Raw genomic sequence first — 13,144 nt, 5'->3', positions numbered from 1 at the left:
TTAATTTAACACAAAAGTATAATGGACATATTAATTCAATGTTACCGACAAATTACCTTTACCTCAACCTAGTGTTAATTAATTATTAAGCACCCCCAAACAAACCGTAAAGCTTCCCTATTACACTACAATAGACCTGCTTTTATTTCCGATACATTAACTTTTCTTTAAGAAGAATAGCGCTTAATCCTGTAATAATTTCATTAAGATTTTCTATTGTAAGCAATTTCCGATACCTTTAAGGTTGAAATTTTACACCGCAGGAATAATTAAATTCATGATACGTTCAGAAAATCTTACGTTCAAATATCTACCCTCGCACGAACTTCAGTTTCCTGACTTCAAAATAGAGAAACATCAACATACGCTCTTGTTGGGCGATTCGGGTACAGGAAAAACCACACTACTGCATTTACTAAGCGGGCTATCGAAACCCTTTAACGGAAAAGTCTTTATTGATGGACAAGATATCTATCAATTGAGTGAAAGTCAACTCGACCGTTTCCGTGCCGATAACATTGGCTTTATATTTCAGGAAGCACACCTTTTAAAAAATCTGACCATCGGAGAAAATATCGAACTGGCGCAACATTTAGCAAAAAGAACAGTAGACAAAAATGCCATAGCAACAATCTTAGATAAATTACAACTGAAGGATAAGACGAATAGCTACCCATCTCAATTGAGTAGGGGACAACTGCAACGTGCCGCCATAGCTCGAGCTGTAGTCAATGGGCCTAAACTGTTGGTTGCCGACGAACCTACGGCTGCGTTGGACGATACCAACACTAAGCATGTACTCGAACTACTATTAGATACGGCTACATCTTTTGGAGCAACCTTACTCATAGCTACACACGACAAAAGAATAAAAGACAACTTCGCCAATACCTATCAGTTATAATATGAACAATTTTGCATTAGTCTGGAAGAATATAACCCAGCAATGGGGTGCTACGCTATTAAGTATAGTATTAACGGCATTTGGTGTTGCTATACTTTTGGTAATTTATATATCGGGAGACACCTTTGAGAAACAGCTGGAAAACAACAGTAAAAATGTGGACTTGGTTATTGGTGCCAAAGGCAGTCCGATGCAACTCATATTAAGCAGTCTATATCATGTCGACAATCCAACGGGCAACATATCGCTCGCGGAAGCGAATAAAATAGCCGAGAACCCCTTTGTACAACTAGCCGTACCCATCTCGTTGGGTGACAACTATAAAGGGCACCGTATAATAGGTACAGATACCTCCTTCATGGGATTGTATGAACTAAAGATGGCTGATGGTAAGCTGTGGTCGAAAAGCTTCGAAATTGTACTCGGAGCTGAGGTAGCACGTAAGCACCAGTTAAAAATCGGCGATGAGATACATAGTGCACATGGTCTATCGGCTGATGCTCATGTGCATGATGATCATCCGTTTAAGGTGGTGGGGATTTTATCGCCTGCTCGATCTGTCGTAGACAATCTAATCCTCTCCAACCTCGCAAGTGTCTGGGAGGTTCATGGCATAGCTCACGATGGAGAGCATATACATGGTCCGGATTGTAATCATGATAACGACCACAATCATCATGACCATGGAGATCATAACCATAGCCATGATGGAAAAGAAAAGTCTATAGAAGAAAACAAGGCTACTGCAACCAATACCGAAAGCGCAGAAGAACATGAGCATCATGACCATCACGGTCATAATACAAATGGTAAGTCTATAGATTCCTCCGTTGCGTTGCACTCCAGTCGGAATGACGAAGAAAGAGAGGAAGCACTTGTCAAAGAAAAACCGCAATTGGAAGAACCGGGGTTAGTAAAAAGTATAGGCCAGGATATGATCGAAGATCACGGTGTAGAAATCACTGCGTTATTAGTTAAATATAGTTCTCCAGCTGCCATTGGTGTCTTGCCACGGCTGGTCAATCAGAGTACACATATGCAGGCGGCATCGCCAGCAATAGAAAGTTCTAGAATATTCTCCCTATTGGGTGTAGGCCTGGATTCACTAGCAATTTTGGCCTATGTGATCATGTTGATTGCAGCACTTAGTGTTTTTATTAGCCTCTACAACGCATTGAAGGATCGTCGCTACGACATGGCTATCATGCGGACAATGGGCGCTACTAAAGCCAAGTTATTTACTTTGGTGGTTGCAGAGGGCTTAGTGATTACTTTAATCGGTGGTCTGATAGGACTCTTACTGGGACATAGCATATTGTATTATATAAGCACCCAAACCAGCCAGAGCGCCGATTTTATTGAGGCATTCAAGCTGTATCCAAATGAACTCCTGATCCTATTGGCTGCAATTGCTTTGGGTGTAATAGCAGCCTTGATCCCTGCTTTTAAAGCATATAACACGACAATATCCAAAACTTTAGCTTCTAAATAGGAAGCGGAAACGACAATAAAAACAAAAAGATGAACAGAATACTTCTCCTATTAAATTTTCTGATACTCGGCACTGCGATTAGTAATGCCCAAATTAAAGACTATCCCAACCTTAATGTGCCCGATCATACGCCTATGATGAATAATACGTGGGAAGCTATTGACAAAATGATGTATCGCGTGAGCACAGAAGGAAACAAAAAAGTATATACGCCACACTATCCACCTGAGTTAAAAAAATTGGAAAACAAAATTGTGGATCTACCGGGGTATATCGTTCCCTTGACCAGTGGACGTAATCACAGTACATTTATGCTGTCGGTACTCCCAATCGCACAATGTCAATTCTGTGGCACCAACGGTATCCCGCCAATGGTGGAGGTATTTATGAAAAAAGGAGCTATCAAATACACGGAAGAGCCTATCAAAATAAAAGGTAAAATGAAATTCAATCCGGAACCTTTAAAGGGTAATGCAGAAATACAGATAATGGATGCAGAACTGATCCGTTAACGGTTCAATAACGAGATTTCGAGAACCGTAGCTAGAGCAGCCGTTTCTGTACGTAATCTAGCTTCTCCAAGAGAGATGGGGATAAAGCCAACATCCAATGCCTGGCTTATTTCTTTTTCGGAGAAATCTCCTTCGGGCCCTATGAGCAAAAGGTAATTACTTTGCTTTGTAAATGCTGTCGATATATATTTCTTGTCCGCATCTACGCAATGTGCAACGCCTTTGAATCCGTCAAAGTCTTCCGCTTGTGCCATAAATTTAGAAAATGAAATTGCCGGATTAATCTTGGGTAAATAAGCCTTTAGCGATTGCTTCATAGCAGAAATAGCTACTTTCTCTAATCGCTCTACCTTTACCTCTTTGCGTTCGGAGTGCTCGCAAATAATGGGTGTAAACTCTTGAATCCCTATTTCGGTAGCTTTCTCTAAAAACCATTCCAAACGATCCATATTCTTCGTAGGTGCTACAACCATATGCAATCGGTAAGGTACAGCACCGTATGCCGTCTGGACCTCCAATACGTTTAAACTTGTACGTTTAGGATGCGCATCAATAATTTCAGTTTTATAAAATCCTCCTTTGCCATCAACAAGGTAAATACACGCTCCTGCTTGCAAGCGGAGCACACGTACAGCATGCTTACTTTCTTCTTCGCTCAGCAAAAAAGAAGTATGATGGGGCTCTATCTGGGGGGTATAAAAAAGATGCATTATTCACTATCATCATCTTCGGCTGTCTCTACAAGATCCAGCTTTACATACTCGATATTCTGTTGTGTTTTCTTCATAATCGTGAAAACATAACCAAACTCTTCTGTTGACTCACCTACGTCAGGTATTTTTTCAAAGACATGACTCACCAACCCAGCTATGGTATCGTAATCCGAGCTCTCAGGAAGCTCTAACGGAAGATATCCATTCGAGTCATGTACAGAGGCTCCGGCATCAACCATATACTCTGTTTCAGAAATACGTTCTACAACGGGTGTTTCCTCATCGTACTCGTCCTGTATCTCTCCGACCAACTCTTCGACGATGTCTTCTAGCGTAACCATCCCGGCCGTACCGCCAAATTCATCCAGTACAAAAGCAATCTGAATGCGCTTTTGTTGAAACTCGGTCATCAAATCATTGATTTTTTTGGTTTCAGGAATAAAATAGGGCTTACGCATGATATTTTTTAATACCACCTCTTTTCCTTTGACAAGTAATGGGAGGATATCTTTGGTGTGTACGACTCCTACGATCTGGTCGATATTATCGTCATAAATAGGAATACGGGAGTACCCTTCTTCGGTAACGGTATTTATGAACTCCTCGGCTGTATCATCAACCTCCACAGCGATAATCTTGGTACGGGGTACCATGATATTCTTTACGATACGTTCGTTAAAATCAAAGACATTTTTAATAAGCTCGTGCTCTGACGTATTGAGAGCTCCTGACTCTTTTCCTTTCTCCAATAGGTATTGAAGTTCTTCGGAAGAGTGTGTAGAATCATTGGGATGGGGATGTATGCCGACCAGTCTCAACAAGAAATTGGCAAATCCATTAAACACATAGATCAAAGGCATTAGCACCCAAGAAAAAACACGTAATGGAACAGCTACTTTCATTGTCGTAGCCACAGGCTTTTGTATCGCTATAGACTTGGGAGCAAGCTCCCCTAAAACTACATGCAGGAAGGTAATGGTACCAAATGCAATGGCAAACCCGAGCCACTTGGCCCAGCCCTGTGATACGTCCACCTGTAGATAGCCAAACAGCTGAGATACAATCTGGGTCATCACAGCCTCTCCTTTCCATCCCAGACCTAGTGAAGCTAAAGTAATACCTAGCTGTGTCGCAGCTAGGTATTTGTCCAAATGCTCGGTAATACTTTTGGCAATTTTTGCCACATTGCTACCCGACTTTGCCTGAAGCTCAATCTGGGATGCCCTGACTTTTACAATTGCAAACTCTGCTGCAACAAAAAATCCATTCGCAAAAACTAAAAAAATTGTCCAAAAAATATCGAGGGCCATTAGGTTTTATTTGTTTCTAATTTCTTTGTTGTACAATTCGATACTCTCCATAATAACATTTTGAGCATACGTGCGTCCGTACAGATTTTCTATCGTAACATTCTTCCCTTCAAGGGCTTTGTAATCCTGAAAGAAACGAACGATTTCTTTCATCGTATGTGGAGGCAACTCAGAAAGATCGTTAATATGATTAACCGACATATCGTTTTTCGCTACAGCTATAATCTTATCATCTTGCTCGCCACCGTCGATCATATGCATGACACCGATTACTTTAGCTTCAATAAGACTCATTGGGATAACATCTACAGAACAAAGAACCAAAATATCTAAAGGATCTTTGTCATCACAGTAAGTTTGCGGAATGAAACCATAATTGGCAGGGTACATCACAGACGAGAATAAAACCCGATCCAATTTTAGTAAGCCACTGTCTTTATCAATTTCATATTTCGCTTTAGAACCTTTTGGTATTTCAATAATAGCATTTACGGAATTTGGCAGATCCTCTCCAGGAGAAACTTGGTGCCAAGGGTGTTGTGTACTCATTAATATAATTACTGTTTATTTTGTTTCTTTATTTTCTTTTTTTCTTTTTAACCAACGTTTTATGAGTGCAATAATAATCGGCAAGAATGCGATCAAAATCATACCGACGATAATATACTCTACATAATTGATAATAGAAGGGAAAAGCTCCCCTAAATAATAGCCCGAAAGCGTCAAAACAGACACCCAAATAAATGCGCCCAATACATTATAAAGCACAAATTTTTTAAAGTCTAGTTTAACGACCCCAGCAAATATTGGGGCAAATGTACGAATAATTGGAACAAACCGTCCAATAACTAATGCCGTACCACCGTATTTTTGATAAAACTCTTCGGCCATCACGACATATTTACGCTTGAAAATAAGCGAGTCTTTTCGTTTGAAGAGCATAGGCCCGGTTCGATGCCCAAACCAATAGCCAGCAAAATTACCCAGTATCCCAGCTAACAAAATACCGAGATACATCGTCGTGATATCGACATCAATTTTGTCTAAAGCACAGAACAACCCGGCTAAAAACAACAAATAATCTCCTGGCAGAAAAAAACCAAAGAAAAGTCCAGTTTCTGCAAATACTATTAAACAAACAATGTAGAACCCGCCATGACTTAATAAGTACTCCGCGTCCATTATCTGTTGGAATGACACTAAAAATTCTTGCATATTAATTTGTTAGGGTACCAGAAGAGATCACAATTAATCACCATTTGTGATGGAGACCACAGCGTGACGGATCTCTTCTGCAATTCGAGTCATTTCCTCGGTAGGTAGGGACAATTTTGTCTTTTCAAAATTCATATCACTAACCTGATTCAAGGGAATAAGATGTATATGTGCATGTGCAACTTCTAGACCGACTACGGCAACTCCGACTTTACGACAAGGTATCACTTTCTTTATACCTTGGGATACAATCTTGGCAAAAACCCACATCCCCATATATTCGTCGTCGCTGATATCAAATATATAATCGGTTTCCTTCTTTGGTACCACTAACACATGGCCCGCTGTAAGAGGTGAAATATCTAAAAATGCCAAATAATCGTTACTTTCCGCAACTTTATATGCAGGAATCTCTCCCGAAATAATCTTTGAAAATATTGTAGACATTTATCTTTCAAGTTGATCAATGAGCAAATATAACAAAACCTACAAGAAGTATTGGTATAAACTGTAATGAAAGTTGACCAATATCCCTTTGTACATGCTTAAAATCAAAAAGAGGACAATAGATCAATTGTCCTCTTTTCAAAATAATAAAGTTATGAGAGCGGTTATGGCGAACCGCACATAACCTATATAAATATTATCTAGAAATATCCATTATCTCAAACTCGATCTCTCCTGCTGGTACGTTAACCTTTGCTACATCACCTACAGACTTGCCTAGCAAGCCTTGGGCGATTGGAGATTTAACAGATATTTTACCTGCTTTCAAATCAGCTTCAGTCTCCGACACCAACTGATAAGTCATCTCAGCTCCGTTTTTCTTATTCTTGATCTTGACAATAGAAAGAGCCAATACTTTGGAAAGATCCAATTTTGATTCATCAATCAATCGAGCACTGGCCAACACCTCTTCTAATTTAGCAATTTTTGCTTCATGTAAGCCTTGCGCTTCCTTTGCTGCGTCATACTCGGCATTTTCAGACAAATCTCCTTTGTCGCGCGCTTCAGCAATCGCATTGGCCATTTTAGCCCTTCCCTCAGTTTTTAGGTACTGTAGCTCTTCTTTTAATTTCGCTAACCCTTCCTCTGTGTAATAAGTTACTTCCGCCATAATTATTCAATTAACTTAAATAGTAAACACTAAACTCTTAACAAAAAAGAAACAAGACCACTCTTTCGGTATTTGAAAGAGTGGTCTTGCTCGATAATGACGAAGATAATTAAAACGATTTAATTATCCAAATAAAGCACATTATTCTTCGTCAACAAATTTATAACCTAAGCCCCTGACCGTTTGGAGATAAGTAGGCTTATCGGGATTATTTTCTATTTTTTTACGCAAACGAACCACATGCATATCCAATGTACGGGTATTTACATTGGAACTATACCCCCACACGACTTCCATAAGTTCCTCACGTGTAATCTCCCTCCCCATATTCTGCAGAAAATGTAATAAAATCCTGTTCTCTAAAATCGTCAACTCAATTTTACGACCGTCCCGAACTAAGGAATGAATCTGCGGATGATGCTCCGTACTGCCAAAGACATGTATATCCTTATTGCTGCTTTTAGGAACAAAGAAGCGTACTTTGTTCTCGATCATAGCGACAAGAACATCCATATTAAAAGGCTTTGTAATATAATCGGTGATCCCGTAACTATAAGCGTCTATTTTGTCTACATCCTGTGATTTGGCTGTCATCATGATAATGATGTTTTCAAAACCTTCTTTACGTACCGCTTCACACACTTCAATACCTTCTTTACCTGGCAGCATCCAATCCAACAATACGATATCAGGTTGAAGTTCCAAAATCAACTTTTCCGCTTCCAACCCGTTGCCTATTTGTACAACCTTATAATTTTCAGTTTGCAAACGATGACTCACTAAAAAACGCAAGTTTTCGTCATCTTCAACAACTGCAACCGTAATATCTTTTTCCATAATTTATGTTTTTTTAACTTCTATTGGGAAACTAAGTGTAAAAACCGTACCAACATTCAATTGGCTATCCACTTTTATTTCCCCGTTCATAAACTCAGTAATCTCTTTACAAAATGCAAGCCCCAAACCAATACTCCCTTGTTGGTTAAATTGATTCTTGACTCGGTAAAACTTTTTAAAAATACTATTAAATTCTTTCTTATCTATACCGATTCCGTGATCTTTGAATAAAATAACAAAATTTTTTTTGTTTTGTTGAACACGGATATCCAAAATCTTCCGATCAGGTGCAGAATACTTGTAAGCATTATCTATCAGATTCTGAAAAACACTGGTTAATAGAACAGGGTCTGCATACATCTCCGTCTTGACGTCAATTTCGTAATTTAATGTCAAATCAGGATATTTTAAATGCGTAGCATCAAACATATGCTGACAAAACTCATTCAGCTCAATATACTCACCGTTAAACTTAATGGATTTATTTTCAATCTGCGCAAAGGAAAGCAGCTTATTCATCAGCGCATTAAGCTTATCAGCTTCCTGGTCCAAGATACGCCCGTACATATTTCGCTCTACATCCGACAGTTTTTCGGCACTCTTGATATTATTTCCGGCAATCTTGATAACACTAACAGGGGTCTTAAATTCGTGGGTCAGGTTATTGATAAAATCATATTGTAGCTGGTACAACCGGCTATTGATCATTACATTTCTATAGATCAGATAACCTACCGTCAAGAGGATTAAGTAAACTAATGACAGTCCGATCATAACAGGAAAAAAACGTCGATTGATATCGCGTTGAATAAACTCACGGGATGTATCAAATTGAAGTTTATAATCCGACAAAGCTCCAGGCAGAGCTAATTCTGTCCGGAGATATGCTACATGCTCGTCCACATACGGATCCACCACCGGCTTTATAACGATCTCTTCGTATAGATTTGGATGTTTGTTGGTAATAGCCATTTTCCGAGGCTCTATCGAAAAAACGAACAAATCCTGCTCATAGTCACTCTTGGGGAGATCATTAAAACGCATCATTGTCTTATAGGCCATAATATCCGACATACGTGGAATATTCAAATAGGAGATCTTGCCTGGTTGAAGTGTGTAGAATACTTTATAAATATCATTGTCTGTCAATCTGGTGGAATCGGAAACCCGGTCCAAAAATCCAGCTAGCTTGAGCATCATATTGTTAAAATCCTCTGCGTGATTTTTATAATCATCCGAGCTTTGATGTAGGCCCATAAAGCGATTTTCCGAATTCAATTTGAAACTATACGAATTGCGCAAGGAAATCCCTAAATTATTAAAGCGAAGACCTTTGCCTAAGGTGTCTCTATTGGTGAATACGACATCAAAAAAATTAACGTTACTTACGAAGGGATAACGTCGTAATACGGTATTTGAAAACTCAGCGGCCTGTGCAGAGTCAATATACCCTTGATAATAGGATATCTCCGGAACTTTTTGGGTAAAAAAATCATTAAATGGTTTGATGAATTCGTCGAAAACCTCAACTTTCTTGTTATTGAATTCTGTCTCGACAAAATTTGTTGTCATCTTGCGCGCAAAGAAAGCCGAAGTGACAAACAAGACAGTTACCAAGACCAAGAATGTTATTAGTAGACCAAAATTCTTTCGATATCTTAAATCAAAGTTTCCCATTCGCTACATTTGTTCTTTAAGAAACTGTTCTATCATCTGATAATACTCAATGACATTCTCATCTTTCTTAAACCGACGGCCCTCATCCTCTTTAAACACATAACGAACGGCAACATTATTATTCTTTACCTTCTGTACAAATTGATTAACATCTGTAAGACTATTAAATCTATCCCTTCCTCCGTGAAACATGAGAATAGGCATCCTGACTTTCTCCGCATTGAATAGAGGTGATATTGCCCTAAACAGCTCGTACTCCTTGGTCGGATCTCCAATTATCTTGTAATATAATTGCAAATAAGGCTGGTAATACGGAGGTATCTCCTTTAAATAAGTAAACAAATTGGTATATCCGGACGAGGAAATAGCACATTTATATAAGGTAGGATTGAAACATGCAGCATACAATGCTGAATACCCTCCAAAGCCCGTGCCCATAATAGCAATTCTACTTTTATCTGCTATCCCTTGGTGGATAAGCCAGGCCACACCATCACTGATATCATTCTGAATCTCTCCTCCCCATTGCTTAAACCCTGCAGTATAAAATTGCTTTCCGTATCCCACAGATCCTCTGTAATTGATCTGAAATACGGCATATCCCCGATTTGCTAAAAACTGAACTTCCGGGTTAAAACCCCACACATCTCTCCTATTTGGCCCATCGTGAATCAACACCACTACCGGATAAGATTTTTGCTTGACCAAGGGGTACGTTAAATATCCTTTAATAGTCTTCCCATCTCTAGAGTTAAAGCTGACCTCTTGCATAGGGGCCAAGCTCTTTCCGGTCAAAGCAGGATTAATAACAGAAAGCTCAACTATTTTATCTTTCTTCTTCGAATAATAGTAAATACCTCCGGGATTTACATCTGTGTAGGTTTTGAATAATACAGCATTAAACGAGCTATCCATATCAAGGATATCTATATTATAACCGTCAAACTTATTGGTAATTTTGGAATATATTGTTTTAAACTCTTTATTGAGGATACGTGTTTCCTTTTTATTCGATAATCCAGCGGTATAGATCACCTCTTCTCGAGAAAACGAATAGCCTTCCCTGTTCATATCCACCTGTTTATTTTCTGCAACTACCTCTTCGTTGCCAGTTCGCAGATCTAACTTCACAACGGCTAGTTTATCACGTCCTATATTAGACATTGCATACACTTTGGCATGTTCTCCTTTAACTGGTCCCATTGGCAAAACCGTGGTTGCAAAATCTGTCTCTACCACCTTTTTATAGGGTTCCACTTCTTCCTCGCGATACAACAGCTGATCTTCCACACTATCACTGGACAGTGCAAGTCTTACTTTTCCATCCGAAGAGGCATACCATGAACTGATTTTTCCTGAGTTAAGCTCTACAAGTTTAGGACCTGACCCATCAAGCGGAATACGGTATAAATCAAAAACTGACGAATCTCGACTATTCATCTCCGCAAGAAGGTTTCCATTCTTAGATTTCATAGGACTTAACCATGCTAAAGCATGCTTGGTCGGCGGCAGTAACGGCTTCGCTACTTCGTGATGGATATCAATCGTAAAAAGACGCAAACTATCTTCAGGAGACTGGCTATTGGAAAAAACAATACTATCTGAAGCACTCCAGAAAAAATATTGCACATTGATATTGTTCTGATAGGTCAATTGTTTAGAAGAATCCGGTTCCTCAATATCCAACACAAATATATTACGACAGTGATCTTCCAGTCCCAAGTAAGCTATGTACCGTCCATCTGGAGATACGCGAAAATTCAATCGTTCTGGTTTTCCAAAAAAATCCTGCACCGGAATACGTTCAACACTCCGGGGTCCATTACAACCTATAATAAGGGATGTAACGAATAGCAAACAAAAGACTGTTATTAAAAATCTCATCCAACTATTTCTCGTTCTACCAAATATTATAATTTTCCTAGACTAAACCTATATTGCAACTTTTTTTTTACAGGTTCAAAAACTACATTTCGTACCTTTGTGACATGTATCTATACAACATTTCTATCATCATCGAAGAAAGTCAGCATCATGCGCTTCTTTCATGGGTCCAACAGTCTTGGATACCGACTTTACCCGCAGACATCAAACTGCTCAAAATGCTTAATTCGCCGCACGAAGGTTACACTTACTGTGTACAGCTGATTGTTAATGACGAACAACAGATTCAACATTTTCAATCGGAGTACATCTCTTCTCTACAAACCCATATAGCACAGCACCATAACGAAAAAGCTTTTATTTTCGACAGTGTAATGCAATACCTATAAAATAGAGATTAAGCTATACGGCCAGATTATCACGACGAGTGACGAGACAAGACTGCGGGTTTAGGGGATTTTGGTCTATATTTTTTATACCAGAGAATTCCTATGCCCGCTCCTATTAAGAAAGGCGCACCTAATAAAAATAATATCCCGTTATTTAATCCCTTGCCCTGGGTATTGCCATTTTGTGTGCTGTTTTCAGCATTCAAAGAACACATGGCACACTGGCTAGAAGCAACTGTTGAGGATACTATTGTTAACCCAAGAAACAATAATCCGATTTTAAGTATGCGGCTAACTACTTTCATTCTACAAAGTTAAAGAATTTAATACACATATTAAGGTAATAAAACACCCCAGAGAAGACCAACAGAACAAGACAGCGATTTAATACTCCTATTGGAACAAAATACGATTAAATTTCTCCCAGAAACCATCTTCTGGTAGCGGAGCTTCAATACACATATACTCCTCTTTGACTGGATGTACAAAGGCTAAAGACCGAGAGTGTAAACAGATCGTGCGGCGTGTGGATCCTCTGGGATAGCCATACTTATTATCTCCAACTATTGGGCATCCCATATAGGCTAATTGACAACGAATCTGATGCGTACGCCCTGTCAATGGTGACACCTTTAATAAATAGAACCCATCTAACTGGCCTAATACTTCATAGTCCAATTCCGCATAAGTACCGTTTTTCACTTCCCTATCATAGGCTTTGGTGATCATTTTTTTTCGATCTCTCAACAACCAGTTGGTAAGTTTTCCTTTCATTTTTTCTGGACGTTCCTTCACTACAGCTAAGTAAGTTTTTTCTACCGCTCTATCGTGGAACAACCTATTCATACGATCAAGCCCCTTACTTGTTTTGGCCATAAGGATCATTCCACTAACAGGCCTATCCAAACGATGAATCACCCCCACAAAAGCCCGATTTGGCTTATTATATTTCTGTGCGAGATAATCGGCCAACATTTCTTCGAGAGACTTATCTCCTGAAGGGTCAATCTGCACGATATCTCCGCCTCTTTTATTTATTGCTATCAGGTGATTGTCTTCGTAGATAACATCCTTATCTGTAACTTCTCCCATAT

15 protein-coding genes are annotated in these 13,144 nt (G+C 39.2%); 4 read left to right on the top strand and 11 right to left on the bottom strand.

Annotated features, from left to right (window positions below; genetic code table 11):
• Positions 1–277: 277 nt before the first annotated feature.
• From G7B18_RS18205 to G7B18_RS18195, 3 genes are read left to right on the top strand one after another with little or no spacing between them, the layout of a single operon-like run.
• Positions 278–904 carry an ABC transporter ATP-binding protein gene (locus G7B18_RS18205; RefSeq protein ID WP_164112927.1) on the top strand — a complete coding sequence of 209 codons (627 nt, stop codon included), beginning with the start codon at positions 278–280 and terminating at the stop codon, positions 902–904.
• A 1-nt stretch (position 905) separates the two neighbouring features.
• The gene (locus tag G7B18_RS18200; protein ID WP_164112926.1) at positions 906–2,396 is read left to right on the top strand and encodes an ABC transporter permease; all 1,491 of its coding nucleotides are present in this window, start codon (positions 906–908) and stop codon (positions 2,394–2,396) included.
• Positions 2,397–2,425: 29 nt separating this feature from the next.
• Positions 2,426–2,908 (top strand): hypothetical protein, encoded by a 483-nt coding sequence (locus tag G7B18_RS18195; protein WP_164112925.1) that lies wholly within the window; start codon positions 2,426–2,428, stop codon positions 2,906–2,908.
• On the opposite strand, the gene G7B18_RS18190 is transcribed toward G7B18_RS18195, so the two are convergent.
• From G7B18_RS18190 to G7B18_RS18150, 9 genes are all read right to left on the bottom strand, one after another.
• Positions 2,905–3,618, bottom strand: coding sequence for a 16S rRNA (uracil(1498)-N(3))-methyltransferase (locus G7B18_RS18190; protein ID WP_164112924.1), 714 nt, complete (start codon positions 3,616–3,618; stop codon positions 2,905–2,907). The two genes, G7B18_RS18195 and G7B18_RS18190, sit on opposite strands and share 4 nt — an antisense overlap.
• A complete protein-coding gene (locus G7B18_RS18185) occupies positions 3,618–4,931 on the bottom strand; it encodes a hemolysin family protein (protein ID WP_164112923.1) in 1,314 nt (437 codons plus the stop codon). Before G7B18_RS18185 ends, G7B18_RS18190 begins: the two co-directional genes overlap by 1 nt.
• Positions 4,932–4,937: 6 nt before the next feature.
• The gene (locus tag G7B18_RS18180; RefSeq protein WP_079645170.1) at positions 4,938–5,480 is read right to left on the bottom strand and encodes an inorganic diphosphatase; all 543 of its coding nucleotides are present in this window, start codon (positions 5,478–5,480) and stop codon (positions 4,938–4,940) included.
• 15 nt (positions 5,481–5,495) lie between these two features.
• A complete protein-coding gene (locus G7B18_RS18175; RefSeq protein WP_164112922.1) occupies positions 5,496–6,146 on the bottom strand; it encodes a DedA family protein in 651 nt (216 codons plus the stop codon).
• A 33-nt stretch (positions 6,147–6,179) separates the two neighbouring features.
• On the bottom strand, positions 6,180–6,593 hold the full coding sequence (locus G7B18_RS18170) for an HIT family protein (RefSeq protein WP_164123686.1): 414 nt from the start codon (positions 6,591–6,593) through the stop codon (positions 6,180–6,182).
• Positions 6,594–6,789: 196 nt separating this feature from the next.
• Entirely contained in the window at positions 6,790–7,263 is a 474-nt protein-coding gene (greA, locus tag G7B18_RS18165; protein WP_164112920.1) for a transcription elongation factor GreA, read from the bottom strand.
• Between the two features lie 141 nt (positions 7,264–7,404).
• Positions 7,405–8,100 carry a response regulator transcription factor gene (locus G7B18_RS18160; protein WP_164112919.1) on the bottom strand — a complete coding sequence of 232 codons (696 nt, stop codon included), beginning with the start codon at positions 8,098–8,100 and terminating at the stop codon, positions 7,405–7,407.
• A 3-nt stretch (positions 8,101–8,103) separates the two neighbouring features.
• On the bottom strand, positions 8,104–9,777 hold the full coding sequence (locus tag G7B18_RS18155) for a sensor histidine kinase (protein WP_164112918.1): 1,674 nt from the start codon (positions 9,775–9,777) through the stop codon (positions 8,104–8,106).
• Between the two features lie 3 nt (positions 9,778–9,780).
• Entirely contained in the window at positions 9,781–11,661 is a 1,881-nt protein-coding gene (locus G7B18_RS18150) for a S9 family peptidase (RefSeq protein WP_164112917.1), read from the bottom strand.
• A 104-nt stretch (positions 11,662–11,765) separates the two neighbouring features.
• Here G7B18_RS18150 and G7B18_RS18145 point away from each other — a divergent pair, with 104 nt between their 5' ends.
• Entirely contained in the window at positions 11,766–12,050 is a 285-nt protein-coding gene (locus G7B18_RS18145; RefSeq protein ID WP_164112916.1) for a DUF4286 family protein, read from the top strand.
• Between the two features lie 29 nt (positions 12,051–12,079).
• Here the strand turns inward: G7B18_RS18145 and G7B18_RS18140 are convergent, their stop codons facing one another.
• The gene (locus tag G7B18_RS18140) at positions 12,080–12,355 is read right to left on the bottom strand and encodes a DUF4366 domain-containing protein (protein ID WP_164112915.1); all 276 of its coding nucleotides are present in this window, start codon (positions 12,353–12,355) and stop codon (positions 12,080–12,082) included.
• Between the two features lie 88 nt (positions 12,356–12,443).
• Positions 12,444–13,142, bottom strand: coding sequence for an RluA family pseudouridine synthase (locus G7B18_RS18135; RefSeq protein WP_164112914.1), 699 nt, complete (start codon positions 13,140–13,142; stop codon positions 12,444–12,446).
• Positions 13,143–13,144: the final 2 nt, after the last annotated feature.

Source organism: Sphingobacterium sp. xlx-130 (genome assembly GCF_011007405.1).
GTDB lineage: Bacteria > Bacteroidota > Bacteroidia > Sphingobacteriales > Sphingobacteriaceae > Sphingobacterium > Sphingobacterium luzhongxinii.
The sequence above is the reverse complement of the archived record's forward strand: the minus strand, read 5'-3'. Positions and strand labels throughout refer to the sequence as shown.

Bases quoted from the DNA above. Each gene is read 5' to 3' on its own strand.
- greA (WP_164112920.1), bottom strand. From the start codon at position 7,263: ATGGCGGAAGTAACTTATTACACAGAGGAAGGGTTAGCGAAATTAAAA.
- G7B18_RS18195 (WP_164112925.1), top strand. From the start codon at position 2,426: ATGAACAGAATACTTCTCCTATTAAATTTTCTGATACTCGGCACTGCG.
- G7B18_RS18155 (WP_164112918.1), bottom strand. From the start codon at position 9,777: ATGGGAAACTTTGATTTAAGATATCGAAAGAATTTTGGTCTACTAATA.
- G7B18_RS18160 (WP_164112919.1), bottom strand. From the start codon at position 8,100: ATGGAAAAAGATATTACGGTTGCAGTTGTTGAAGATGACGAAAACTTG.
- G7B18_RS18180 (WP_079645170.1), bottom strand. From the start codon at position 5,480: ATGAGTACACAACACCCTTGGCACCAAGTTTCTCCTGGAGAGGATCTG.
- G7B18_RS18200 (WP_164112926.1), top strand. From the start codon at position 906: ATGAACAATTTTGCATTAGTCTGGAAGAATATAACCCAGCAATGGGGT.
- G7B18_RS18190 (WP_164112924.1), bottom strand. From the start codon at position 3,618: ATGCATCTTTTTTATACCCCCCAGATAGAGCCCCATCATACTTCTTTT.
- G7B18_RS18135 (WP_164112914.1), bottom strand. From the start codon at position 13,142: ATGGGAGAAGTTACAGATAAGGATGTTATCTACGAAGACAATCACCTG.
- G7B18_RS18145 (WP_164112916.1), top strand. From the start codon at position 11,766: ATGTATCTATACAACATTTCTATCATCATCGAAGAAAGTCAGCATCAT.
- G7B18_RS18140 (WP_164112915.1), bottom strand. From the start codon at position 12,355: ATGAAAGTAGTTAGCCGCATACTTAAAATCGGATTATTGTTTCTTGGG.
- G7B18_RS18185 (WP_164112923.1), bottom strand. From the start codon at position 4,931: ATGGCCCTCGATATTTTTTGGACAATTTTTTTAGTTTTTGCGAATGGA.
- G7B18_RS18205 (WP_164112927.1), top strand. From the start codon at position 278: ATGATACGTTCAGAAAATCTTACGTTCAAATATCTACCCTCGCACGAA.
- G7B18_RS18175 (WP_164112922.1), bottom strand. From the start codon at position 6,146: ATGCAAGAATTTTTAGTGTCATTCCAACAGATAATGGACGCGGAGTAC.
- G7B18_RS18170 (WP_164123686.1), bottom strand. From the start codon at position 6,593: ATGTCTACAATATTTTCAAAGATTATTTCGGGAGAGATTCCTGCATAT.
- G7B18_RS18150 (WP_164112917.1), bottom strand. From the start codon at position 11,661: ATGAGATTTTTAATAACAGTCTTTTGTTTGCTATTCGTTACATCCCTT.